The sequence below is a fragment of the Nocardia sp. NPDC047038 genome (genome assembly GCF_040644075.1).
In the GTDB taxonomy this organism is placed as follows: Bacteria; Actinomycetota; Actinomycetes; order Mycobacteriales; family Mycobacteriaceae; genus Nocardia; species Nocardia sichangensis.
This window is the reverse complement of sequence record NZ_JBEYVQ010000001.1, coordinates 882,136-905,773: the sequence shown is the minus strand read 5'-3', so window position 1 is coordinate 905,773 and position 23,638 is coordinate 882,136. Positions and strand designations below refer to the sequence as shown.

The window sequence follows — 23,638 nt, the reverse complement described above, 5'->3', positions numbered from 1 at the left end:
CGACATACGGTACCCGGCCTAGAGTGACAGGGTGGCCCGGCCCGAGCAAGTGGTCTCCCGGACAATCGAACCCGGCGTGGTGGCACGGATCGTCGACGACGTCCACCGTCGTTGCCGGGACGACCGCTCCGGAACGCTGGCGGACTACATCCCGGAACTCGCCGCGGTGCAACCGGATTCGTTCGCCATCTGCCTGGCCACCGCCGACGGCCGGATCTACGGCGCGGGCGATGTCCGGACCGAATTCACCATCCAGTCCATCTCCAAGCCGTTCACCTACGCCCTCGCGCTGGCCGACCGGGGGCAGGCCGCGGTCGCCCAGCGCATCGACGTCGAGCCCTCCGGTGAGCCGTTCAACGAGATCAGCCTGGATCCGGTGACCGCGCGGCCGCGCAACCCGATGATCAACGCGGGCGCGATCACCGCCGCCTCGCTGATCGACGGCCGCGACCCCGCCGACCGCTTCGAGCGGATCCGGCGCTGCTACTCGAGCTTCGCCGGGCGCGAGCTCACCGTGAACGAGGCGGTCTACGCCTCCGAGGCGCGCACCGGGTACCGCAATCGCGCCATCGGCTACATGCTGCGCTCGTTCGGCATCCTCGACGCCGACCCGGACGAGGCGGTCGATCGCTATTTCCGCCAGTGCGCGGTTACCGTGACCTGCGAGGATATGGCCCTGATGGCCGCATCGCTGGCGAACAACGGGCGCAATCCGGTCACCGGAGAGCAGGCGGCCTCGGCGGCGCTGACGGAGCAGGTGCTCAGTGTCATGACCACCTGCGGCATGTACAACGCGGCTGGCGACTGGGTGACCACTGTCGGCCTGCCCGCCAAGAGTGGCGTCGGGGGCGGGATCGTGGCGGTGCTGCCCGGACAGGTCGGGATCGCGGTGTACTCGCCGCGGCTGGACGGGCACGGCAACAGCGTGCGCGGCGTGGCCGCCTGCCGTGAACTGTCGCGGCGACTCGAGCTGCACTTCCTGCACGTGACCCGAGCGGCGCGGGCCGCGATCCGGGCGGCGTACTCGGTGGCCGAGGTGCCCTCGCGGCTACGCCGCCCGACCGAGGAGATCGCGGTGCTCGCCGCGCACGGGCATCGCGCGTGTGTCTACGAGCTGCACGGCGACCTGCTGTTCGCGGGCGCGGAGCGCACGGTGCGCACCATCGAGGAGCAGGCGGGCGAGCTGGAAGCGCTGGCCATCGACGTGCGCAGGGTCGGCGAGGTGAGCGCGATCGCGGTGCGGATGATCGACGACCTGCGACTCGAGCAGTTGTCGGCGGGTGTCCGAGTGGCGCTGGTCGATCCCGACGCGCGACTGCGGTCCCCGGATTCCGGCATCGATCCCGACGATCCGAGGGGGCCGGTGTTCATCGATCGCGACACCGCGACCGAGTGGTGCGAGAACATCGTGCTCGCGAACCATCGCCCCGCCGGCGAGGCCGCCTGCGCGTCGTTCGGCATCGAGAGTCACCCGGCGTTGGCCGGCCTCGCCGCGGACGAGCGATCCCGCCTGGCGGAGCAGTTCCGGGTGCGCACGTTCGCGCGCGGGGCGGTGATCGCCGAACGCGGCAGCGCGCGCTCGGGTCTCTACCTGATCCTCGACGGCCGCGTGCGCCTGACGGTCGAAGGCACCGACGGACGCACGCACCGGCTGCTCAGCCTGTCGGCCGGGATGTCGTTCGGGGAGATTCCGATGCTGGTCGGAACGCCGTTCGGGAACGAGGTACTGGCGGAGACCGAGACGTGCGTCGCGGTGCTGACCCCTGAACGGTTCGATCGGCTCACCCCGCAAGCGCCCGGGCTGAAGCTCGCGCTGCTCGAACAGCTGGCCGCCGAAGCCTTCGCGCAGATCGACGCGGCTGTGCGGGCGATCGCGGCCCGCGGCGGCGACTACTGAAGCGGGCACGATGGTGCGGTGCGGATCGACAGCGATCGACGAGGAGGCTCAGTGGGCACGAACACCGATTCGCGGGCAGGCACCGTCACCACCTACGGACACGGCACCGCCCGCGCCGTCCCCGATCTGATGCGGGTGACGATCTCCGTCGAATCGCGCGCGAGCAAGGTCGCGCTCGCCTACAGCCGGGCCGGTGAGCGCGTGGCCGCGGTCGCGCGATCGCTGCGCTCCGACGGGGTCGACGGCGCGGACATAGCCACCAGCGGACTGTCGGTACAGACCGAGACGGTGTGGACCGAGGGACAGGGCAACCGCATCACGGGATACCTCGCGAGCACATCGTTGACGGTCGCGTTGCGCGATATCGGCGAGCAGGCCGATCCCGGCCCGGGCACGATCATCGCCAACTGCGTCGAGGCGGGCGGTGACGACGTGCGCCTCGGTGGTCTGACCCTCACCTTCGCCGACCTGGAGTCCCTGCTCACCCGCGCCCGCGACGCCGCGTGGGACAACGCCCTCGCCAAGGGCGAGCAGTACGCCCGGCGGGCACGGCGCTCGCTCGGCGACGTCGTGCAGATCACCGAGGACACCGCCGCCGCGCCTCCGGTTCCGCGCGCACAGGCGATGTCCGCTCCGATGGAGGCCTACCGTGCCGTCGCCATCCCGGTGGAGCTGGGCGAGAGCGAGATCTCCGCGGACGTCCGCGTCACTTGGCAGCTGGACTGACGGCGCCCGGTCCTGGTGCTCCCCCCGGATCAGTCCGCGAGGAATTCCACCCGGTTGCCCACCGCGTCGTGCGTGTGGAACCGCCGCCGCCCCGGAATCTCGGCCGGATCGGCCCAGACAACCGGATATCCGGCCGCCGAGACCGCCGCGGCGACGGCATCGATGTCCACGACGAATGCCGGGTGTGCCTTGCCGGCCGGACGGAAGTCGGCTTCCACGCCGATGTGCAGTTCACCGTCCGGGCCACCGCGACCGGGGACGCGGAACCAGCAACCGCCCCGGGCCGCCAGCAGGGGCGGCTTCGGGAGTTCGGCCCATCCGAGCACTCCGGTATAGAAACCGCGCTGCCGGTCTTCCGCGCCTGCGGGACAGCACAATTGGACGTGATGGATCATGGTTCCATCGTGCCCGAATGCCGGTTCACGACCCGTGACCGAGACCCCGCACCAGCAGGGTGACCGTGTCCGCTCCGGCGTGCCGATCCTTCGAGATCTCCTGGTACTCCGGCGATTCGGCCCAGGCGCGAAAGGACGGCTCGTCCGGGAAGGAGATCAGCACCACCTTCTCGCGATCGGTGACGCCCTCGATGGTCTGCGGGGACTCGTCCGCGGCCAGCAGCGTCCCGGAGTAGCGGACGAAGACGTCGAGGAAGCGCGCCTGGTAGCGATCGTAGGCGGCGCGGTCGGTGAACTTCAGTTGCGCGATTGCGTACACGGTCATGGCGGTGACTCTAATTGGGCGGTCCGGCGACCCGACCCGGATCCGGCGGGTGCCGACCGCGATTCACCGCTGCGCCGCGCCCGGCGTGGCTATATTGAGGTTGTCACCGCTCAGGAGGTCGCATGTCGTTCGTGCTCATCGACAAACCACGGCCCCATATCGCCCTGGTGACGCTCAATCGGCCCGAACGGATGAACGCGATGGCGTTCGACGTGATGATCCCGCTGCGCGAGGCGCTGGAGGGTGTGCGCGCCGACAACGACGTGCGGGTCGTCGTGCTGACCGGGGCGGGACACGGTTTCTGCTCGGGAGCCGACCTGACCGGCGCGGGAAAGGTGCCGAACGTCGACGGGCTGACCGTCACCAGTGTCGCGCGCCGGTCGATGGATCTGCTCAACGACGTGCTGATCACGCTGCGGCGGATGCACCAGCCGGTGATCGCGGCGGTCAACGGCGCGGCCATCGGCGGCGGGCTGTGCCTGGCCGTCGGCGCCGACATCCGGATCGCCGCCGAGGACGCGTACTTCCGCGCCGCGGGCATCAACAACGGCCTCACCTCCGCCGAACTGGGCCTCAGCTATCTGCTGCCCCGCGCGGTCGGCGCGTCGAGGGCGTTCGAGATCATGTTGTCCGGCCGCGACGTCGACGCGACCGAAGCCGAGCGAATCGGCCTGGTATCCCGCACGGTTCCGGCGGCGAAACTGCTGGACACCTGCTATGACCTCGCCGAACGCATCATCGGCTTCAGCCGGGTGGGCACCGAGCTCACCAAGCGCATGTTGTGGAGCGGCCTGGAGGCGGGCGGATTCGAATCGCACATGCAGCACGAGGGCACGGCCCAGTTGTACGTCCGCCTCACCACCGGCAATTTCGACGAAGCGATCCGCGCCCGTAAGGACCGCAGGCCCCCGGTCTACGAGGACTGACCGCTCAACGCTCCAGCAGCGCGAGGCTTTCCACGTGGTGCGTCGCGGGGAAGGCGTCGAAGGCGCGCAGATCGGCGAGCCGGTAGCCCGCCGCCTGATACAGGCCGAGATCGCGGGCGAACGCGGCGGGATCGCAGCCTACGTGGATGATCCGCGTCGGCCCGCTGGCGGTGACCGCGCCGACCACCTCTTTGCCCGCTCCCGCGCGCGGCGGATCGAGCACGACGACGTCCGGGGCGGCCGCACCGACGTGCTCGAGCACCCAGCGCTCCACCCGCTGGGCCCGCAGTTCCACCCAGGGCAGGTCGCGCAACGCGGCGGCGCCGTCCGCGACGGCGGGCCGCGCGGATTCCACCGCGAGCACCACGCCGGTCCGCCCGGCCCGCTCGGCGAGCCGCGCGGCGAACACCCCGGCGCCGCTGTAGAGATCCCACGCCCGGCCGCCGGGACCGAGTTCCGACCATTCCGCGATCAGGTCCGAATACCGTTGCGCCGCACCGTGATGCGCTTGCCAGAAGCCCGTCGCCGCGACCTCCCACCGGCGCCCGGCCACGTACTCGACCGCGCGCCCGCTGCCCTCGAACACCCACTCGTCGCGTGCCGCGTGCGCCGCGGCGCGTCGTGCGGATGCCGCGCGCCGGTCGTCGCTGCGAGCGGACTCCGCGGCGGGCCACTGTGCCCCGCGCCGATCCCGGCCGTGCGGCCGATCGCGGCGACCACCTCCGCCGCCCGCACGCCGATCCCGGCTCCCCGGCTCCGATCGCCGCCCACTCCCGCCGGGACCGCGCCGACCGGGCTCGTGGCCGACCGGTTCGGACTCGGCAGCGGGCGCCAGCTCGACGACGTGCCGTATCCCATCACCGTCCACCGCGATCACCAGATCGGCGCCGGGCGTCCACCGCCGGTCCGCGATCCCGTCCAAAGCCCCCGCGACCGGTTGCGGGCACCGCAGATCCGTGATCACGTCGGTGCTGCGATAGCGGTGCACGCCCGCACGTCCGTGGGCGTCGACCGCGAGGCGCACGCGGGTGCGCCACCCCCCGATCGCGTCGCCGGGCCCGATCGGCTCCACCACCACTTCCCGCTCGATCCCGGCCAGCCGCCGCAACTGTTCGGCCACCACCGTGGCCTTCAGCGCGCGCTGGGCCACCGGCGTGGCGAAGGAGAAATCGCAGCAGCCCGCGCCACCGGGGCCGGACACCGGACAGGTGGCCCGCACCCGATCCGGGGACGCCTCGAGCACCTCGACCGCGTCGGCACGGCAGAACGAGCCGCCGCGATCCTCGGTGACCCGGACCCGCACCAGCTCGCCGGGCAGGCCGTGCCGGACGAACACCACACGTCCCTCGTGCCGTGCGACACAGAAGCCGCCGTGACCCGGCGGCCCGAGCCGCACTTCGAACGTGGCGGTCGGCCGATCGCTCATCCCGAACGCTCCATGGACGTCACATCCGATCCTCGTACCCGCGCCGCACCGCGCCCGGCGCGTTCACCACCCCGGGGGTCCGCGCCCGCGCGGACGAACTCAACTGCCACGGCACGCTGGTCACCATCACGCCCGGCACGAACAGCAGCCTGCCCTTCAACCGCAGCGCGCTCTGGTTGTGCAGCACCTGTTCCCACCAATGGCCTACCACGTACTCCGGGATGAACACGGTCACCACGTCACGCGGGGCGTCCTTGCGCACGCGCTTCACATAGTCCAGCACCGGCTTGGTGATCTCGCGATAGGGCGATTCGATCACCTTGAGCGGCACTGTGATGTCGCTGTTCTCCCACTCCCGCACCAGCGCCCTGGTGTCGGCCTCGTCGACGTTCACCGTCACCGCCTCCAGCGTGTCCGGGCGGCTGGCGCGGGCGTAGGCGAGGGCGCGGCGGGTCGGCAGATGCAGCCGGGAAACCAGCACGATGGAGTGCGAGCGGCTGGGCAGCACGCCGTCCCACTCGTGCTCGTCCAGCTCGCGCGCGACCGAATCGTAATGCCTGCGAATCATCTTCATCACGACGAAGATCGCCACCATGGTGAAGATGGCGATGTAGGCGCCCGCGAAGAACTTGGTGATCAGCACGATGACCAGCACCGCTCCGGTCGCGCTGAGACCGACCGCGTTGATCACCCGCGAGCGCTTCATCCGCGCGCGCTGCGCCGGGTCGGTCTCGGTGCGCAGCAAGCGGGTCCAGTGCCGCAGCATGCCGGTCTGGCTGAGCACGAACGAGACGAACACGCCGACGATGTACAGCTGGATCAGCTTGGTCACCTCGGCGCCGAACAGCACCACGAACGCGATGGCCGCGCCGGAGAGGAACAGGATGCCGTTGCTGAACGCCAGCCGATCGCCCCTGGTGTGCAGCTGGCGCGGCAGGTAGCGGTCCTGCGCCAGGATCGAGCCGAGCACGGGGAACCCGTTGAACGCGGTGTTGGCGGCCAGCACCAGGATCAGCGCGGTCACCGTCGTGATGAAGAAGAAGCCGAGCGGGAAACCCTCGAACACGGTCTCGGCGAGCTGCGCGATCAGCGTCTTCTGGTGGTAGTCCGACGGTGCGCCGGTCAGGTCCTCGACGTTGTGCGCGTACACCACCCCGATCTTCTGGGCGAGGATGATGATGCCCATCAGCAACACGATCGCGATCGTGCCCAGCATCAGCAAAGTGGTGGCGGCATTGCGCGACTTGGGTTTGCGGAACGCGGGCACACCGTTGCTGATCGCCTCCACACCGGTCAGCGCGGCACACCCGGAAGAGAACGAGCGCGCGATGAGGAAGGCGAACGCCAGCCCGTAGAGGTGCTCGTGCTCGGCGATCAATCCGAAACCGGCCGATTCGGCCCGCAACTCCTCGCCGAGCACGAAGATCCGGAACAGGCCCCAGCTCAGCATGAGGAACATGCCGATGATGAACGCGTAGGTCGGAATCGCGAACGCCGTGCCGGACTCCCGCACACCGCGCAGATTCATCGCGGTCAACAGAGCGATGGCGACGACGGCGAACAGCACTTTGTGTGTCGCGACGAACGGGATGGCCGAGCCGATGTTGGACGCGGCCGAGGAGATCGACACCGCGACGGTGAGCACGTAGTCGACCAGCAGCGCGCTGCCGACGGTCAGGCCCGCGTTCGGCCCCAGATTGGTGGTGGCCACCTCGTAGTCGCCGCCGCCGGACGGGTAGGCGTGCACGTTCTGCCGGTAGCTGGCCACCACGACAGCCATGACGAAGGCGACGGCCAATCCGACCCATGGGGCGTACAGGTAGGCCGTGACCCCGGCGGCCGAAAGAACGAGGAAGATCTCCTCGGGGGCGTAGGCGACCGATGACATGGCATCGGAAGCGAACACCGGGAGCGCGATTCGCTTCGGCAGCAGCGTGTGGCCGAGCGAGTCACTACGGAAAGGCCTGCCCAGCAGCACTCGCTTCGCTGCCGTCGTCAACTTGGACACTGGAGCGAGCATAGGCCCCCGCACGGTGGATCGCGCGCGTGGCTCGCAGGTTTGCTCGCCAGCTGGAGGGGGAACGTGGCCGGTGGAATCATTCGGCGGGTAGCGTTCGACCGAACAGCGAAGCAGACCGAACACCACGGTTCCAGGAACGAGGTTGCACGGTGTACGTAGTGATCATGGGGTGCGGGCGCGTGGGCTCGTCGCTGGCCCATGCCCTGGTCCGCGTAGGTCACGAAGTCACCGTGATCGACCGGGACTCCAGTGCCTTTCTACGCCTGGGATCCGACTTTCCCGGCGAGCAGGTGACCGGTGTCGGTTTCGATCGAGATGTGCTGATAAAGGCGGGGATCGAACGGGCGGACGCGTTCGCGGCGGTCTCCTCCGGCGACAACTCCAACATCATCTCCGCCCGGGTGGCGCGGGAGATGTTCGGGGTGGAGCGGGTCGTCGCCCGCATCTACGACGCCAAGCGCGCCGCGGTCTACGAGCGGCTCGGCATCCCGACCATCGCCACGGTCCCGTGGACCACCGACCGCTTCCTGCGCGCGCTCGTCGGCGACACCGGCACCACCACCTGGCGCGACCCCACCGGAACTGTCGCTGTGACCCAGCTGACGCTGCACGAAGAGTGGTACGGCCGCACCGTGCGCGATCTGGAGCAGACCGTCGCGGCACGGGTCGCGTTCATCATCCGGTTCGGCCAGGCAGTGCTCCCCGACAGCAAGACCATCATCCAGGCCGACGACATCGTCTATGTGGCCGCAGCATCCGGCGCCGTGGGCGAAACCGTCGCCCTGGCCGGGAAGCCCCCCGCGAGCGAGGACTGAACATGAAAGTGGCCATCGCCGGAGCAGGCGCCGTGGGCCGATCGATCGCCAGGGAACTCCTGCGCGGCGGGCATCGGGTCATGCTGCTCGAGCGTGAGCTCGAGCACATCGATGCGGCCGCGATCCCCGACGCGGTCTGGGTGCACGCCGACGCGTGCGAACTGGCCCTGCTGGAGCAGGCCGGTCTGGAGACCTACGAGGTGGTGATCGCGGCCACCGGCGACGACAAGGCGAACCTGGTGCACAGCCTGCTGGCCAAGACCGAGTTCGGGGTGCGCCGGGTGGTGGCGCGGGTCAACGATCCGCGCAACGAATGGCTCTTCGACGGTTCCTGGGGTGTCGACGTCGCGGTGTCCACACCCCGGCTGCTGGCCTCCCTGGTGGAGGAGGCGGTCTCCGTCGGAGATCTGGTGCGACTGATGACGCTGCGCCAGGGCCAGGCGAATCTGGTGGAGATGACGCTGCCCGCGGACACCGTGCTGGCCGGCAAACCGGTGCGCACGCTCACCCTGCCGCGCGACGCCGCACTGGTGACCATCCTGCGCGGCGGGCGCGTGATCGTGCCGCAGCCGGACGACGCGCTGGAAGGCGACGACGAGCTGCTGTTCGTGACTTCGGTGGAGGCCGAGGAGGACCTCCGGCTGGAACTCGCCAACCACGGCATCAGACCGTAACTCCCCGTGACACGGCCGGACGCGCGTTCTCGGCGAAGCGCTGCCGGAAAACCCTACGCGGCCAGCTTCAGCTCCGCGCGCAGTTTGTTCAGTGCGCGGTGCTGCATCACCCGCACCACACCCGGGCTGGTGCCGATGGCCTCGGCGGTCTCCGCGGCCGACCAGCCGAGCACGATGCGCATCACCAGCACCTCACGGTGCGCCGGCGCCAGCACTTTCATGAGTTCCCTTGTGGCGGCGCGGCGTTCGGACGCCAACGCCCACTCCTCGGGACCGGCGGCCGAGGACGCGGAGTCCGGGACGTCGGCCACCGGGTAGGCGGGGTGCTGCTGCGAGCGGCGGAACGCGTCGGCGACCTTGTTGGCCGCGATGCCGTAGACGAAGGCCAGGAACGACTTGCCCTGGTCGCGGTAGCGCGGGATGGCGTTGACGGTGGCCAGCAGGATCTCCTGGACCACGTCGTCGGCGGTGACCTGCAGATGGGCCGTGTTGCCCAGGCGCGCGCCGCAGTAACGCCGCACCAGCGGATGAACGATCCGGATGATCTCCGAGACCGCCCGGCGATCGCCTCCGGCCGCCGGACCGATCAGCTTGTCCAGCTCGGCCGAGATCCGCCGGCTCTCCGAGAGCGCGGGGTTGTGGTTGACGGGCAGCGCCGCGGTGTTGTGCTCGGTAGCCACGTCCGAGTCCTTTCTTGCCGATCAATGCGTGTTTTTCGGTACGCATAGATCGTCTGATGAACTCGGAGGACCAACCAGGCACCCCAGGGTGGGGAAGCACCCACCTCGGCGGTGGCGATCTCCCCACCCCTGTGGTTTTCGCCGGATGGCGGCGGAAGGTTAACGGCTCAGGCCGGTTCGGTCGCGCGCACCGACTTGGCGGGCAGGTGACCGGCCCGGCGCACAGCCCAGATCGTGACGGCCAGCGCCACCGCGGTCAGCGGCCAGCCCATCGCGATGCGGGCGAAGGCGAGCCAGCCGGTGCGGTCGGTGTCGTAGAGCTGCGACTGCACCAGGTAGCGCGCCCCGAACACGAGGATCCAGGTGGTGGTGGCCAGGTCGTAGAGGCGCACCGAGCGCGGGTCGGACCGCCAGTCGGAGCCGTGGCCGTTCAGAACGCCCCAGATCACGCCGACCAGCGGCCTGCGGATCAGGATGGACGCGAGGAACACCGCGGCGTAGACGAGGCTGGTGTAGATGCCGAAGAGGAAGAACCCCTTGGCCTCGCCCATCCGGTAGGCGATGAAGGCGCAGATGCCGACGCCGAAGAAGCCCGAGATGGCGGGCTGGATGGGATTGCGCCGCACCAGGCGCCACAGGAGGATGGCGGCCGCCACCCCCAGGGCCGACCAGATCGCGGCGGCCAGCCCGGCGACACTGTTCACGGGAACGAACACGACAACGGGAAGCGTCGAGTAGATCAGGCCGCTGAAGCCGCCCAGTTGTTCCAGGAGGGTCTGCTCGGCACGTTCCTCGTCACGGTCGGGCGAGGGGAGCCCGGTGCGGTCGTCCGATCCTGCGTTGTCGTCGCTCGAAGGCATACGTCAGCTGTTCCCGCGCAATTCGTAGTAGGGGTTGAAGATCACTTTGCGGCCGTCGCGGTCGCCGACCCGGCCACGGACGAGGATGCGCCTGCCCGGCTCGATGCCGGGAATGCGCCTGCGCCCGATCCAGACCAGCGTAATCGCGTCGGTGCCGTCGAAGAACTCGGCCTGGACGCTGGCGCCCGCCGACTTGGGACACGCTTCGACGCTACGGAGCCTACCGAGCATGGTCGCCTCGTCACCGCGCCGACACTCCGACGCGCGGCATGCGCCCGATGCTTCGGACGTCTCGGCCAGCTCTTCGGCATCCAGCTGATCGATGTCTTCGGTCAGCCTGCGGCCCAGACGTCGAAAATACCCTGAGGCTGCGGATGACATTGTGCACGCTCTCCTGCATAGAGCAGATGGCATGGGTCGCACACCATCGTGAGGGATCCGATCCGCACGGCCTGCGGCGGCCGTACAACGCCACTGTAGATGGGCCGGGCCACCCCCGCTACGCTCGGACCGATGTTCGACTCCCCACACCCCGAACGTGTCGTGGCACTGCCCGGCACCGGGTCCGACGCCGATTTCGCCAGGCGCGCCTTCGGTCCCGCGAGCGCCGCACGCGGCCTGGATTTCGTCGCGGTGGAACCCGACCCGCGCCGGGTGGTGGCGAGCTGCCGCGCAGCGCTGGATGCGGCGGCGGATTCGGGCCCGGTGCTGGTGGCGGGCATTTCCCTGGGCGCGGCGATCGCACTGGAGTGGGCCGCCGAGCACCCCCGACGCGTCGTGGGGGTCGTGGCGGCACTGCCCGCCTGGACCGGGCCCGACACCGCGTCCTGCCCCGCCACGCTGAGCGCGGCGGCCACTGCGGCGCAGCTGCGCGTGGACGGCCTGGACACGGTGATCGACCGGATGCGGGCGAGCAGCCCGCGGTGGCTGGCTGACGCGCTGACCCAGTCCTGGCGGGCACAGTGGCCGGAACTGCCGCGGGCGCTCGAGGAGGCCGCGGACTACAAGTGGCCCGATGCCGAGCTGCTGTCGGCATTCGAGCTGCCGCTCGCGGTGGTCACCGCGGTCGACGACCCGGTGCACCCGCGTGCGGTCGCCGAGGAATGGGCGGCGCTGGCCCCGCGCGCGCACCTGTACCGGATCACGCTGGACGAACTCGGCGCCGACCCCGCGATCCTGGGACACACGGGTATCGGCGCCTTCGCGTGAGATCTTCCGCTCAGTTCAGGCCGAGTTGCTGCATGGCCGACCCGTCCGCGCCCCGGCGCGGGCCCTGCGGCATGCGCGGCACCACCGGTTGCGCACCGGTCTGCGCCGCCACCTGCGCGGCCATCGCCTGCTGCTGAGCCTCCACCTGCTGCTGATGGGCCGCGGCGAGTTGCTCGGCCAGCTCCTGCGGCAGCACCACCGGAAGCGGGTCCCGCACCGGCAGCGGGTCCTCGCCGCGCCGCACCACGGTCTCGCTCAGGATCGCCCGCGCCGCCTTGACCAGGGGGCTGCCGTCGTTCGCCGCGCCCGAGGGGCCCGCCGCGACCAGCCGCACCATCCAGCGATAGCCGTCCACGCCGATGAAACGCAGGTCCGCGCCTTCGGTCAGGGCCAGCAGTTCTCGGCCCCACGGCCCGTTCTCGACCGACACCCTGGCGCCGTCCTTGCGCAGCGAGTCGGCGAGATCCGCGGCGACCAGCCGCCACTGGCCGGAGGTCTTGGGCGCGGCGTAGGCCGCGACGGTGATCCGGCCGTGCTCCGTGGCCAGGTGCACCGCCTGCGGCTGGCCTTCCGGGGTCATCTCGACCTGCAGCTGACCGCCCGGCGGGACCGGCAACAACACCGACCCGAGATCCAGCCGCTGCTCGGACACCGAATCCAGCAGCTCGGCGACCTCGTCGTAGTCGTAGGGGCCGGGCCGTCCGTTGGGCCGGTCGACGTCCAGATCCACGCCCTCGTACGAGCGCTCGTCGGTGGGGGCGTCGTCGTAGAAATCGTCGTCGTACTCGCCCTCGTAGTCGGCGTAGTCGCCCGCCTCGTCGTACCGGTCGTCCGCGGCCCGGCTCGAGTTCTTTCTCTTTCCGAACATTCCCGTCATGCCTCCTCGCCGGTAGCCCGGCCCACCCCGTTCGTCTGTGCGGTCAAACTCGCGTGACCGCCGCTGGAGCCATAGCCACCCGCTCCCCTGGTGGTCTCGTCGAGCGAGTCGACCTCCACGAAATCCACCAGCTCCACCCGCTGTACCAGCAGTTGCGCGATCCGATCACCGCGCCGCAACTCGATCGGCGTGCGCGGATCGTGGTTGATCAGGCACACCTTGATCTCGCCCCGATACCCCGCGTCGACCGTGCCGGGGGTGTTCACCACCGACAGCCCGGCCTTGGCCGCCAGACCCGAGCGCGGATGGATCAGGCCGACGGTGCCGACCGGTAGCGCGACGGCGACGCCGGTGCCGACCAGCACCCGCTCCCCCGGCTCCAGGATGACGTCTTGCGTGGTGCACAGATCCACGCCCGCGTCACCCGCATGGGCGCGCGTGGGCAGAGGGATGCCGGGGTCGAGCCGCAGCAAGGGTATGGGTGAAAGTGCGCTCACGTTGGACGAGCCTACGCGTAGGCTGTTTGCCCTCGTGACTTAGTGTTGACTCGTGTCGGACCAGCCCAACCCCATGACCGCGGACGAGAAAGCGCAGCCTGCGCACCGATACCGGGAGCGCCTGTGGGTGCCGCTGTGGTGGTGGCCGGTGGCGTTCGCCGTCACCGGACTGCTCGCGGCGGAGATCCATATGGGCGCGCCGGGACTGCGTGCCTGGCTGCCCTATGTGCTGCTGTTCCCCGTGCCGGTCTGGGTGCTGCTGTGGCTGAGCCGCCACCGCGTCGAAGTGGCGCCGGACGCGAACGGCACACCGGAGTTGCGCGCCGATCGCGCGCATCTGCCGGTGAATTTCGTTGCTCGCGCGGCCGCCGTCGCCCCCACCGCGAAAAGCGCGGCGCTGGGTCGCCAGCTCGACCCCGCCGCTTATGTCCAGCATCGCCCCTGGATCGGGCCGATGGTCTTGCTCGTGCTCGACGACCCGGACGATCCGACGCCATACTGGCTGGTCAGTACGCGGCGGCCCGAACGGGTCCTCGCCGCGCTCGGTCTACCGAGCGCGGGCTGACACTGTTGTTCGATCTCGTCGAGATCAGGCGGCGCAATCCATGCAGATCATCTGACCGCCCTTGTCACTGGCCAGCCTGCTCCGGTGATGGACCAGGAAACAGCTGGAACAGGTGAACTCGTCGGCCTGCTTCGGGATCACCCGAACCGTCAGCACTTCCTCGGACAGGTCGGCGCCGGGAAGCTCGAACGACTCCGCGGTATCGGATTCGTCGATATCCACGACGGCGGACTGTGCCTCGTTACGACGAGCCTTCAGCTCCTCCAGCGAATCCTCCGACACATCGTCGGATTCGGTGCGCCTCGGTGCGTCATAGTCGGTTGCCATGTCGTCTTCCCCTCGTCCTAACTCCGTATATCCCGGACCGGTCCGCTCACACCCGATTCCTGCCGGAATCGCCGCGACCGGTACCGCCCCGCCGGTGGTGCACGTCACACGTACACCGGTCGCCTATCAGGGCGGATCATGCCGATCCACTCCTGATAGCGCTGGGTAAACGCAGGACATGCCCTTCTTGTTCCCGCGACCGACCACTGATTTCCGCACCGGTGATTCGATCTGGGCCGCCAGACAATAGCGGACCCCGGAGCAAAAGTCGCAATCAAAACACAGCCGAGTCGAAAATGAGGGGCAATCGACACCGTCCGTGGAACGCACCGAGACCTTGCGACGCGACCGCCCCACATTTTCGTAGAGTGTGCTGGTGGTTTCACTGATCACCGAAGGCACCGCGACGGATTCGCAAGGGCAACCGTACGTGCGCCGCCGCCCCCAGCCCTGGCTCATCATGCTCGGCGTTCTCGCCCTGATCTGCGGGATCGTCTGGGTCAAAGCCCTCACGACGCACGACACCGACCACACCGCGATGGCGTGCAACTCACCGAGTCCGGCCTCGGATCCCGGTGCGCCGCAACCGACTCCGCTCGGCCAGCGGGTCGGCGCAGGCCGGCTGCAGGACGTGGAACCCGCACCGCTGGCGGCGAGCAAGGTGCGCGTGCTGAACGCGAACAACCAGCGCGGCCAGGCCGCGCACGTCGCCGCCCAGCTCGGCGACCTCGGATTCGCGAGCGCTCCCGGAACGCAATACGGCAACGATTCGGTATACGTCAACGGCGACCTGGAATGCACCGGGCAGGTCCGCTTCGGCGTCAACGGCCGTCCGGCCGCGGCCGCCGTACAGCTGGTCGCGCCGTGCGCCGAGCTGATCGAGGATCAGCGCGGCGACGACACCGTCGATCTCGTGCTCGGCTCGCTGTTCCGGGACATCCGCCCCAGCAACGACGCCGAGGAAGTGCTGCGTTCGCTCAAGAACCCGGCGCCGGGCAACTCCACCTCCATCGACATCAAGCTGCTCGACGCCGCACGGCAGGCCCGCTGCTGATCAGCGGTCCGGAATCGGCTCGGTAGCGCCGACCCGGGCCAGCAGCTCCCCCAGCTCGTCGGCGATGCCGGGCGCGGCGGCCACCACCAGGTCGCCGTCGGTGCCCGGCGCCGTCGCGGGCGGCAGCGTAAGGCGCGCACCCGCCTCGGCGGCGATCAGCGCGCCCGCGCCCCAGTCCCAGGCGTTCAAGCCGTGCTCGAAGTAGGCGTCCACACGGCCTGCGGCGACATGACACAGATCCAGTGCCGCCGCACCGAAACGGCGGATGTCGCGCACGTGCGGCAGCACCTGCGCGATCAATTCCGCCTGCCTGCTCCTGCGGTGCCTGCCGTAGGCGAATCCGGTGGAGACCAGCGACATCGCCACCGAGTCGACGGGCGTGCAACTCAAGTGCTCCACCGCGCCGTCGGCGTCGACACGCAGCGCGCCGAGTCCGAGCCCGGCGCTGTAGGTGGCTGCCCGCGCGACGTCCACCACGGCGCCCGCGACCGGACGGCCGCCGCGCAGCGCGGCCACCGACACGGCGTAGCCGGGAATGCCATAGAGGAAGTTGACGGTGCCGTCGATCGGATCAACCACCCAGTGGACGGTGTCCGCGCTCGCGTCATCGATGCTGCCGCCGCCCTCCTCGCCGAGGATCGGGTCGCCGGGGCGTTGTTCGGCGAGCAGTCTTCGGATCAGCTCTTCGGTCTCGGTGTCCACGATGGTGACCGGATCGGTCTCGTGGCTCTTGGACCGCACGGCGCCTTCGGCGTGCACGCCCGCGGGCCCGAACACCTCGGGACGACGGGCACGGACATGGGCGGCGGCCGTCTCGGCGAGGTCGACCGCGACACGGCGCAGGTCGGCTTCGTCGCCACGCGCGACGATCGAGACGAACGAGTCGGGGGTGTAGTCGGACACTGACGATGAGGTTTCCGGCACGCCCACCATCGCATCACACATCCTCGCCGAACGCCCAGCCTCGTGGTCCCATTACTCTTGTCGTGCACGACACAGCGCCGTCGTCGGGCATCCCATTCGCACGCCCGCCATGGGCGTCCCGGGCCCCGTGCAGCGCTGTCATCACACCGGCCAGCACAGGGAAACGAGGGGTTAGTCATGTCCGCTCGGGGGCACGCATTCGGCATCGACATCGGCGGCAGCGGCGTCAAAGGCGCCACGGTCGATCTGGCCACCGGCGAGTTGGTCCACGAGCGGATCAAGATCGCGACGCCGCACCCGGCGACACCGTTCGCCGTGGCGGAGGCGGTCGCCGAACTGGTCGACAAGGCCAAGTGGACCGGGCCGGTCGGCCTCACCCTGCCCTCGGTGGTGATCGGCGGCGTGGCGCGCACCGCGGCGAACATCGACAAGTCCTGGATCGGCACCGACGCGCGGGCGCTGTTCTCCGCCGCGCTCGGCGGCCGTCCGGTCACCGTGCTCAACGACGCGGACGCCGCGGGCATGGCCGAGGACCACTTCGGCGCGGCGCGCAATTTCGCGGGCTTGGTCATGCTGCTGACCTTCGGCACCGGCATCGGCTCGGCGTTGCTCTACCACGGCACACTGGTGCCCAACACCGAACTGGGTCACCTGGAGATCCAGGGGATGGAGAGCGAGCACCGCGCGGCGGCCTCGATCAAGGAACGCGACGGCCTGAGCTACGAGCAGTGGGCAGCGCAGGTCAGCCTGGTGCTGACGGGGCTGGAGAACCTGTTCTTCCCGGTCGTCTTCGTCGCGGGCGGGGGCATCAGCAGGGAGGCCGAGCAGTGGATTCCCCTGCTCACCAACCGGACTCCGGTCATCCCGGCCCGCCTGCGCAACACCGCGGGCATCGTCGGCGCCGCCATGGCGATCGCGGGGGGCGTCGCACCGTGAGGCGCGCGGGAACCGCGAGGATGCCGTTCCCGGCATCGTGCCGTAGGTACCCTGGTTAGATCGTTACAATGGAACGTGCCCGGCTGAGCCGGAGAAACCCCGACCGGCCCTCCGCCGGTGCAACCCGACAGATCGCTCCGCCGGAAACCCACTCTGGCGTGACGCCGCACGAGACCGTCACGAAAGGGCGTACGTGGTAGCCACGAATACCCGTCAGACCGCCGAATCGGCCGATGCCGACTCCGCAGATGTAACCGCAGCACGGCCGGTCCGTAAGGCTGCCGCGAAGAAGGCTCCGGCGAAGAAGGCCGCCGCCAAGAAGGCGCCTGCCAAGAAGGCGGCCAAGGCTCCCGCGAAGAAGGCCACCACCAAGAAGGCGGGCCCCGACGGCGAGCCCGGCGCCGACGAGGCGATCGAGGACGAGTCGCTCGATCTCGACGATCTCGGCGATCTGGAAGTCTCCGAGGAGGACCTCGCCGACGGCGACGAACTGGTCGACGTCGCCGAGGACACCGAAACCGAGGAAGCCGAGAGCGAGGCCGACGAGCCGACGGCGGCCGACAAGGCCTCCGGCGATTTCGTCTGGGACGAAGAGGAGTCCGAGGCGCTGCGCCAGGCCCGCAAGGACGCCGAGCTCACCGCCTCGGCCGACTCGGTCCGCGCCTACCTCAAGCAGATCGGTAAGGTCGCGCTGCTCAACGCCGAGGAGGAGGTCGAACTCGCCAAGCGGATCGAGGCGGGCCTCTACGCCGCGGAGAAGGTGCGCGAATTCGCCGAGCAGGGCGAGAAGCTGCCGGTCGCCATGCGCCGCGACTTCAACTGGATCGTCCGCGACGGCAACCGGGCCAAGAACCACCTGCTCGAGGCCAACCTGCGCCTGGTCGTCTCGCTGGCCAAGCGCTACACCGGCCGCGGCATGGCGTTCCTGGACCTGATCCAGGAGGGCAACCTCGGTCTGATCCGCGCGGTGGAGAAGTTCGACTACACCAAGGGCTACAAGTTCTCCACGTACGCCACCTGGTGGATCCGGCAGGCCATCACCCGCGCCATGGCCGACCAGGCCCGCACCATCCGCATCCCGGTGCACATGGTGGAGGTCATCAACAAGCTCGGCCGCATCCAGCGCGAGCTGCTCCAGGATCTCGGCCGCGAGCCGACGCCGGAGGAGCTGGCCAAGGAAATGGACATCACGCCGGAGAAGGTGCTGGAGATCCAGCAGTACGCGCGTGAGCCCATCTCGCTGGACCAGACCATCGGCGACGAGGGCGACAGCCAGCTCGGCGATTTCATCGAGGACTCCGAGGCCGTGGTCGCGGTGGACGCGGTGAGCTTCACGCTGCTGCAGGATCAGCTGCAGTCGGTGCTGGAGACGCTGTCGGAGCGGGAGGCGGGCGTGGTCCGGCTGCGCTTCGGCCTCACCGACGGCCAGCCGCGCACCCTCGACGAGATCGGCCAGGTCTACGGGGTCACCCGCGAACGCATCCGCCAGATCGAGTCCAAGACCATGAGCAAGCTGCGCCACCCCAGCCGCTCGCAGGTCCTGCGCGACTACCTCGACTAGGTCGCATCGCCTCGACGCCCGCATTCGTCGTCCGCTCGATTCCTCCAGCGGCCGGTGAATGCGGGCGTCGCGCTTTTCCGCGCCGGGCCGCAGACGCGGCGGAGGAAACAGCGCCACGACGGGGGCACTTCGCCGCGCGCAGCTCGCGCCCGGCAGACTTGCGGGGTGGTTGCCTCGACCTCGACTTCGAGCTGGCTGCGGTCACCGTGGACGCAGACCGTCGACCTGCGCGCCGAGTGGCGCGACGTGCAAGCCTGGCTGCGCCGTCCCGGGCTGCCGCGGCGGCTCCTGCCCGCGATCCGCGCGCACCTGGGAGCCGCCCCCGCCAGCACCGCCTACGCGTTCACGCTGTTCGTCACCTGGTGGACGCTGCGCGGGGTCGGTGACTCGGTGGAGCGCAGATTGATCTTCTCGGCGTCGACCAACCTCTACAACATGCGGCACAACCCGGTTCAGGTGCTGGTCGCCTCGGCGTTCTGGACCGACGGCGGCTTTCCCTGGACGACCATCGCCGGTTTCCTGATCGTCATGGCATATGCCGAGCGCTGGCTTGGCACCGCGCGCTGGATCCTGCTGTTCGCGACCGGGCACATCGGGGCGACGCTGCTGACCGTCACCGGCATCTCACACGCCATCGACCGTGGCCTCATCCCGCTGCGGGTGGCCGTGGCCGCGGATGTCGGTACCAGCTACGGCTTTTCGGCCGTGCTTGCGGCGCTGGCATTCCGGTTCCGCGGCAGGGTGCGGCTGGTGTGGGCCGGTGCGCTGCTCCTGACGCTCGGCGTGGCGCTGTGGATCGAGCCGACATTCACCGACTACGGCCATCTCTGCGCCGCCGTGATCGGGCTGGCGGTCGGGGCGATCGCGAGCCTGTTCTGGCATCGGCTGGAACGTACCGCGGGCCGTAGAGCCCGCACGGCCCAGGACTGATCAGTAGACCTGGGGCTCGCGGCGGCCGCGGTCGGGCAGCAAACCGACCATCGGCTCGACCACTCGCGCCGCGATCGGGCCCAGCACCGCCATCAGCAGGACGTAGGTCGAGGCGAGCGCCGTGAGCTGACCGTCCATCGCGCCCGCGCTCACGGCCAATCCCGCGATGACGATAGAGAATTCGCCCCGCGCGACGAGCGCCGCGCCCGCTCTGGCCCGGCCCATCCGCCGGATGCCCTCGCGTGCGGCGGCCCACCACCCGGTCGCCACCTTCGTGACGACCGTGACCGCCGCCAGCGCGATCGCCCAGCCCAGCACCGGCGGGATCGCTCGCAGGTCGGTGTTCAACCCGAAGGCCACGAAGAAGATGGCCGCGAACAGGTCGCGCAGCGGTTCGAGCATCTTCGCCGCCGCGTGCGCGGTCGAGCCGGAGATCGCGATGCCGAGCAGGAACGCTCCGACCGCCGCCGACACGCTCAGCGCCGAGGAGACGCCCGCGACCAGCAACGCCGCGCCGAGCAGCGTGAGCAGGAAGACCTCACGGTCGGCGCTGTCCACGACCGCCGAGACGTACCGCCCGTAACGCAGCGCCACCACGAGCACCAGCGTGATGGTGATCAGCGCCACCGCCAGGGCGCGCAGCCCGCTGAGCCAGCTGAGCCCCGCCAGCACCGTGGTGAGGATCGGCAGGTAGACCGCCATCGCCAGGTCCTCGAATACCAGGATGGACAGGATCACCGGCGTCTCCCTGTTGCCCAGGCGTCCGAGGTCGTCGAGGACCTTCGCCACGATGCCCGAGGAGGAGATGTAGGTGACGCCTGCCATCGTGATCGCGCCGTCGACACCCCAGCCCAGCATCAGCGCGACCACCGCCCCCGGTGACGCGTTGACCACGATGTCCACCACACCGGCCGCCCAGGAACGACGCAGGCCGGTCACCAGCTCCGCCGCCGTGTACTCCAAGCCGAGCAGCAAGAGCAGCAGCACCACCCCGATCTCGCCCGCGATATGGCCGAAGTCGTGGGCGGCCCGGAGTTCGATGAGACCACCTTGGCCGAAGGCGACACCGCCGAGCAGGTACAGCGGAATGGGCGACATACCGACACGGCCTGCGACACGCCCCAGCATGCCGAGAACGAAGAGAACCGCTCCGAGCTCGATCAGGGCGAGCGCGGTGTCCGTCACGGCTCAGCCGTGCGTCAATATCTTCGCGGCGGCATCCAAGCCCTCCGGAGTGCCGACGACCACGAGCAGGTCGCTCGCGGTGAAGGTGAAATCGGGTCCGGGCGAGGGATGCAACTGCCCGGCCCGCATGACCGCCACGATGGAGGCCTTCGTGCGGGTACGCATCTCGGTCTCGCCGAGGGTGCGGCCGTCGTAGGGGGAATCGTCCCCGATCGGGAGCTGGCGCGTGGTGATCCCGGGCAGGTCGCGGTGGTCGTCGTTGAGCTTGGCGACCAGCTGCGGCGCACCGAGCAAGTTGGCCAGGACCGCGGCCTCATCGGTGGTCAGCGGGATCTGCGCGGCACAGGCGTCGGGATCGTCGAGTTTGGAGACGATCAGGTCGATATCACCATCGCGGTGGGCGACCACGCCGATTCGGCGACCGGATCGCACTTCGAAGTCCTTCCGGACACCGATCCCGGGTAGTGCGGTGACGTCGACGTTCACGCCCTCCAGATTAGCCGGATCACCGCGTCCACGAACGGATCGGTCATCACTTCGGCCGATGGCGCGTCGCGGTCGCTGTGCTGTGATGGAGGCGTGTGGCGGTGGGCGGATGTGCCGGAGCGGACACGGGATGCGCTGGGCGCCGTGATCGCGTTCGCCGGCGGCGCGGCGCTGTACCTCGCAGGCTTGTCCACCATGACCGAGCGGGGCGAGCAGGCGTCGTTGTGGATGCGGTGCGGTGTGCTGGCCCTACTGTGTCTGGCGACCTTCTGCCGGCGCCGGATGCCGGTCGCGGCCATGCTCGCCGGGCTCTTGCCGCTGGCCGTGGACATCTGGCTGGGCGCCACGGTGCCGGTGTGGATCGTCTACGCCGACTTGATCTACGCGGCCGTGCTGTACGCCGGGCGCCGGGCGTCGCGGATCACGGCGCTGTCCTGGTCGACGCTCTCCGTCGTCGTGGTGGCGCTGACCCTCGCCTTGACCGGCGACCTGCGCGCGGTCGCGCTGGCGCTGGTGGCGGTGTTCAGTTTCGTCGCGACGCCGATCTGGTGGGCGAACTCGGTGCGCACGCACAAGGAGGTCGCGCACGCCGAGCGCACCCGCGCCGAGGCGCTCACCTTGGTCGCCGAACTCGACCGGCGCGCGGCCATCGCCGACGAGCGCGCCACGATGGCGCGCGACCTGCACGATGTGATCGCCGGGCACCTGTCGGCCATCGCACTGCACTCGGAGGCGGCGCTCGGCGTGCTGGCCCGCCGCGACGCCGACCCGGCGGTGGCCGGCATCATGCGCTCCATCCGCGCCAACAGCGTCAGCGCACTGGAGGAGATGCGCACCATGATCGGATTGCTGCACAGCGACGACGGCGCGGCGGAAGTAGCCGCGCCGCGCACCCTCGCGCAGTTGCCGATCCTGGTGGACGCCGCACGCGCGGCGGGGATCTCGGTACGGGTGCGCGAATCACTGGACGGCGCCGCGCTGCCCAGCGCTGTCGACCAGGCCGCTTATCGCATCGTCCAGGAGGCTTTGACCAACGCCATGAAACACGCCCCGGGACAGGCGGTCTCCATCGACGTGCGCGCAGAGCGGGAGAGACTGACCATATCCGTCCGCAACAGGACAACGCCCGCGCGGCCCCACCGGGCCGTGGACCGAGCGGGGCGTCGCGGTCTGGTGAACATGCGCGAACGGGCCGCGGCACTCGGCGGAAGCTTGCGCGCCGGAACGGATTCCGGCCACTGGGAAGTTCTGGCCACCCTGCCGCTCGGCTGCGTGGGCGCCGCATGACGATTCGGGTGGTGATCGCTGACGACCACGCCGCGATCCGCGCCGGCCTGCGGATGATCCTGGACGTCGAGGACGATATCGAGGTGGTCGGCGAGGCCGCCGACGGCGATGTCGCGGTGGCACAGGCCAAAGCGCTGCGGCCGCAGGTGGTGCTGATGGACGTGCGCATGCCGGGGGTGGACGGGATCACCGCGACCGAGCGGATCACCGCGGACGGCTTGGCGAAGGTGCTGATCCTCACCACGTTCGACCTGGACGAGTACGTCTTTCGCACGCTGCGCGCGGGCGCCTCCGGGTTCGTGCTGAAATCCACGTCGGGCCGGGCGCTGGTCGAGGCGGTGCGCGCGGTCGCGGCCGGGGACGGCGTGCTGGCTCCGGAGGTGACGCGAGCGGTGATCTCTGCGTTCGCCGCGTCGAATCAGATTGCCGCGCAACCGGCTCCCGCCGGATTCGGCGAGCTCACCGAGCGGGAACGCGAAGTGCTCGATTGCCTCGGCGACGGCCTGTCCAACGCGCAGATCGCGGGTCGGCTGTTCATCGGCGAGACGACCGTCAAAACACATGTGTCCCGGGTACTGACGAAACTCGGTGTGCGGTCGCGGGTTCAGGCCGCCATCGTGGCGCGTGAGATCCGCGACCGGTAGTCACGCCGGGAGCGGGGCGAATGTCCCGTCCGCCGCGGGCAGGTACTCTACGACCCCCGTGACCGCGCCCACCGGCAGGGGGCCGTACAGGTGCGGGAAGAGCATCGACTCCGGATCGGTCGGGACACCCGGCTCCCACTTGATCGGCGACCCGATGCGGCGGGAGTCGATCCGCAGCAACACCAGATCACGCCGCCCCGCGAACAAGCGATTCGCGGGCAGGTGCACCTGTTGCGGCGACGAGAGATGGATGAACCCTGCCTCGGCGAGGGAGGGCGCTCGGTACTCCCCCGTTTGCCGCGCGGATAACCATTCATCCAAAGTGCATAGGTGAACAAGCGTGTGAGTGTCATAGGTCACGGGTAATCTCCCGGTAGACAACTGGATCGGCCGATCGAGAGTGTGACGCAGT

26 protein-coding genes and 1 pseudogene are annotated in these 23,638 nt (G+C 69.7%); 13 read left to right on the top strand and 14 right to left on the bottom strand.

The features are described 5' to 3' along the window. The first annotated feature begins 79 nt into the window (after nt 1-79). Complete coding sequence (gene glsA, locus ABZ824_RS04420) at nt 80-1,897, top strand: glutaminase A (protein ID WP_356962453.1); 1,818 nt, start codon at nt 80-82, stop codon at nt 1,895-1,897. Between the two features lie 51 nt (nt 1,898-1,948). Next, nucleotides 1,949-2,623: an SIMPL domain-containing protein gene (locus ABZ824_RS04415; protein WP_355070392.1), complete on the top strand. Its 675-nt coding sequence runs from the start codon at nt 1,949-1,951 to the stop codon at nt 2,621-2,623. Between the two features lie 29 nt (nt 2,624-2,652). Here ABZ824_RS04415 and ABZ824_RS04410 read toward each other — a convergent pair whose 3' ends face one another. Then, nucleotides 2,653-3,018 carry a glyoxalase gene (locus ABZ824_RS04410; RefSeq protein ID WP_067809896.1) on the bottom strand — a complete coding sequence of 122 codons (366 nt, stop codon included), beginning with the start codon at nt 3,016-3,018 and terminating at the stop codon, nt 2,653-2,655. A gap of 25 nt (nt 3,019-3,043) precedes the next feature. Beyond that, nucleotides 3,044-3,343, bottom strand: a complete 300-nt coding sequence (locus ABZ824_RS04405) for a DUF1330 domain-containing protein (protein WP_356961586.1) — start codon at nt 3,341-3,343, stop codon at nt 3,044-3,046. A gap of 122 nt (nt 3,344-3,465) precedes the next feature. On the opposite strand from ABZ824_RS04405, the gene ABZ824_RS04400 reads away from it, so the two are divergent. Next, nucleotides 3,466-4,269, top strand: a complete 804-nt coding sequence (locus ABZ824_RS04400) for an enoyl-CoA hydratase (RefSeq protein WP_356961585.1) — start codon at nt 3,466-3,468, stop codon at nt 4,267-4,269. Nucleotides 4,270-4,273: 4 nt separating this feature from the next. On the opposite strand, the gene ABZ824_RS04395 is transcribed toward ABZ824_RS04400, so the two are convergent. Both ABZ824_RS04395 and ABZ824_RS04390 read right to left on the bottom strand, forming a co-directional pair. Beyond that, nucleotides 4,274-5,695, bottom strand: coding sequence for a TRAM domain-containing protein (locus ABZ824_RS04395; RefSeq protein ID WP_356961583.1), 1,422 nt, complete (start codon nt 5,693-5,695; stop codon nt 4,274-4,276). Between the two features lie 19 nt (nt 5,696-5,714). Beyond that, nucleotides 5,715-7,703, bottom strand: a complete 1,989-nt coding sequence (locus ABZ824_RS04390; RefSeq protein ID WP_355070385.1) for an APC family permease — start codon at nt 7,701-7,703, stop codon at nt 5,715-5,717. 161 nt (nt 7,704-7,864) lie between these two features. Here ABZ824_RS04390 and ABZ824_RS04385 point away from each other — a divergent pair, with 161 nt between their 5' ends. Both ABZ824_RS04385 and ABZ824_RS04380 read left to right on the top strand, forming a co-directional pair. Next, nucleotides 7,865-8,530: a TrkA family potassium uptake protein gene (locus tag ABZ824_RS04385; RefSeq protein ID WP_355070384.1), complete on the top strand. Its 666-nt coding sequence runs from the start codon at nt 7,865-7,867 to the stop codon at nt 8,528-8,530. 2 nt (nt 8,531-8,532) lie between these two features. Beyond that, on the top strand, nt 8,533-9,204 hold the full coding sequence (locus ABZ824_RS04380; protein ID WP_355070382.1) for a TrkA family potassium uptake protein: 672 nt from the start codon (nt 8,533-8,535) through the stop codon (nt 9,202-9,204). Between the two features lie 53 nt (nt 9,205-9,257). Here ABZ824_RS04380 and ABZ824_RS04375 read toward each other — a convergent pair whose 3' ends face one another. From ABZ824_RS04375 to ABZ824_RS04365, 3 genes are all read right to left on the bottom strand, one after another. Next, nucleotides 9,258-9,884: a sigma-70 family RNA polymerase sigma factor gene (locus ABZ824_RS04375; protein WP_355070380.1), complete on the bottom strand. Its 627-nt coding sequence runs from the start codon at nt 9,882-9,884 to the stop codon at nt 9,258-9,260. A 167-nt stretch (nt 9,885-10,051) separates the two neighbouring features. Then, on the bottom strand, nt 10,052-10,744 hold the full coding sequence (locus ABZ824_RS04370; protein WP_356961582.1) for a DUF3159 domain-containing protein: 693 nt from the start codon (nt 10,742-10,744) through the stop codon (nt 10,052-10,054). A 3-nt stretch (nt 10,745-10,747) separates the two neighbouring features. Next, nucleotides 10,748-11,125 carry an OB-fold nucleic acid binding domain-containing protein gene (locus tag ABZ824_RS04365; RefSeq protein WP_067808861.1) on the bottom strand — a complete coding sequence of 126 codons (378 nt, stop codon included), beginning with the start codon at nt 11,123-11,125 and terminating at the stop codon, nt 10,748-10,750. A 132-nt stretch (nt 11,126-11,257) separates the two neighbouring features. On the opposite strand from ABZ824_RS04365, the gene ABZ824_RS04360 reads away from it, so the two are divergent. Next, nucleotides 11,258-11,953 (top strand): alpha/beta hydrolase, encoded by a 696-nt coding sequence (locus tag ABZ824_RS04360; RefSeq protein WP_356961580.1) that lies wholly within the window; start codon nt 11,258-11,260, stop codon nt 11,951-11,953. A 10-nt stretch (nt 11,954-11,963) separates the two neighbouring features. On the opposite strand, the gene ABZ824_RS04355 is transcribed toward ABZ824_RS04360, so the two are convergent. Next, the gene (locus ABZ824_RS04355; RefSeq protein WP_356961579.1) at nt 11,964-12,821 is read right to left on the bottom strand and encodes a DUF3710 domain-containing protein; all 858 of its coding nucleotides are present in this window, start codon (nt 12,819-12,821) and stop codon (nt 11,964-11,966) included. A 5-nt stretch (nt 12,822-12,826) separates the two neighbouring features. Continuing rightward, nucleotides 12,827-13,327 carry a dUTP diphosphatase gene (gene dut, locus ABZ824_RS04350; RefSeq protein ID WP_355070372.1) on the bottom strand — a complete coding sequence of 167 codons (501 nt, stop codon included), beginning with the start codon at nt 13,325-13,327 and terminating at the stop codon, nt 12,827-12,829. 73 nt (nt 13,328-13,400) lie between these two features. Between dut and ABZ824_RS04345 the strand changes: the two genes are divergently transcribed. Then, entirely contained in the window at nt 13,401-13,892 is a 492-nt protein-coding gene (locus tag ABZ824_RS04345; protein ID WP_355071029.1) for a DUF3093 domain-containing protein, read from the top strand. Nucleotides 13,893-13,916: 24 nt separating this feature from the next. Here ABZ824_RS04345 and ABZ824_RS04340 read toward each other — a convergent pair whose 3' ends face one another. Further along, nucleotides 13,917-14,219 carry a DUF4193 domain-containing protein gene (locus ABZ824_RS04340; protein ID WP_014351871.1) on the bottom strand — a complete coding sequence of 101 codons (303 nt, stop codon included), beginning with the start codon at nt 14,217-14,219 and terminating at the stop codon, nt 13,917-13,919. A gap of 376 nt (nt 14,220-14,595) precedes the next feature. Here ABZ824_RS04340 and cei point away from each other — a divergent pair, with 376 nt between their 5' ends. Next, nucleotides 14,596-15,273: an envelope integrity protein Cei gene (cei, locus tag ABZ824_RS04335; RefSeq protein WP_356961577.1), complete on the top strand. Its 678-nt coding sequence runs from the start codon at nt 14,596-14,598 to the stop codon at nt 15,271-15,273. Here the strand turns inward: cei and ABZ824_RS04330 are convergent, their stop codons facing one another. Then, the gene (locus tag ABZ824_RS04330; RefSeq protein ID WP_356961576.1) at nt 15,274-16,176 is read right to left on the bottom strand and encodes an inositol monophosphatase family protein; all 903 of its coding nucleotides are present in this window, start codon (nt 16,174-16,176) and stop codon (nt 15,274-15,276) included. Nucleotides 16,177-16,374: 198 nt separating this feature from the next. Between ABZ824_RS04330 and ppgK the strand changes: the two genes are divergently transcribed. The 3 genes and pseudogenes from ppgK to ABZ824_RS04315 all read left to right on the top strand — a co-directional run bounded on the left by ppgK (nt 16,375) and on the right by ABZ824_RS04315 (nt 19,624). Further along, nucleotides 16,375-17,133, top strand: coding sequence for a polyphosphate--glucose phosphotransferase (ppgK, locus tag ABZ824_RS04325; protein WP_355070367.1), 759 nt, complete (start codon nt 16,375-16,377; stop codon nt 17,131-17,133). Between the two features lie 151 nt (nt 17,134-17,284). Next, nucleotides 17,285-18,694: pseudogene (locus ABZ824_RS04320) on the top strand (RNA polymerase sigma factor); the annotation flags it as partial. A 165-nt stretch (nt 18,695-18,859) separates the two neighbouring features. Then, nucleotides 18,860-19,624 (top strand): rhomboid-like protein, encoded by a 765-nt coding sequence (locus tag ABZ824_RS04315; protein ID WP_355070365.1) that lies wholly within the window; start codon nt 18,860-18,862, stop codon nt 19,622-19,624. Here the strand turns inward: ABZ824_RS04315 and ABZ824_RS04310 are convergent, their stop codons facing one another. Continuing rightward, on the bottom strand, nt 19,625-20,809 hold the full coding sequence (locus ABZ824_RS04310; RefSeq protein ID WP_355070363.1) for a cation:proton antiporter: 1,185 nt from the start codon (nt 20,807-20,809) through the stop codon (nt 19,625-19,627). A 3-nt stretch (nt 20,810-20,812) separates the two neighbouring features. After that, nucleotides 20,813-21,295: a cation:proton antiporter regulatory subunit gene (locus ABZ824_RS04305; RefSeq protein ID WP_355070361.1), complete on the bottom strand. Its 483-nt coding sequence runs from the start codon at nt 21,293-21,295 to the stop codon at nt 20,813-20,815. Between the two features lie 111 nt (nt 21,296-21,406). On the opposite strand from ABZ824_RS04305, the gene ABZ824_RS04300 reads away from it, so the two are divergent. Together ABZ824_RS04300 and ABZ824_RS04295 are read left to right on the top strand one after the other, a co-directional pair. Next, a complete protein-coding gene (locus tag ABZ824_RS04300; RefSeq protein WP_356961573.1) occupies nt 21,407-22,582 on the top strand; it encodes a histidine kinase in 1,176 nt (391 codons plus the stop codon). Then, the gene (locus ABZ824_RS04295; protein ID WP_355070358.1) at nt 22,579-23,226 is read left to right on the top strand and encodes a response regulator transcription factor; all 648 of its coding nucleotides are present in this window, start codon (nt 22,579-22,581) and stop codon (nt 23,224-23,226) included. The genes ABZ824_RS04300 and ABZ824_RS04295 overlap by 4 nt, the downstream gene beginning before the upstream one ends. Here the strand turns inward: ABZ824_RS04295 and ABZ824_RS04290 are convergent, their stop codons facing one another. Continuing rightward, nucleotides 23,227-23,586 (bottom strand): DUF952 domain-containing protein, encoded by a 360-nt coding sequence (locus tag ABZ824_RS04290; protein ID WP_356961571.1) that lies wholly within the window; start codon nt 23,584-23,586, stop codon nt 23,227-23,229. Between the last annotated feature and the right edge of the window lie 52 nt (nt 23,587-23,638).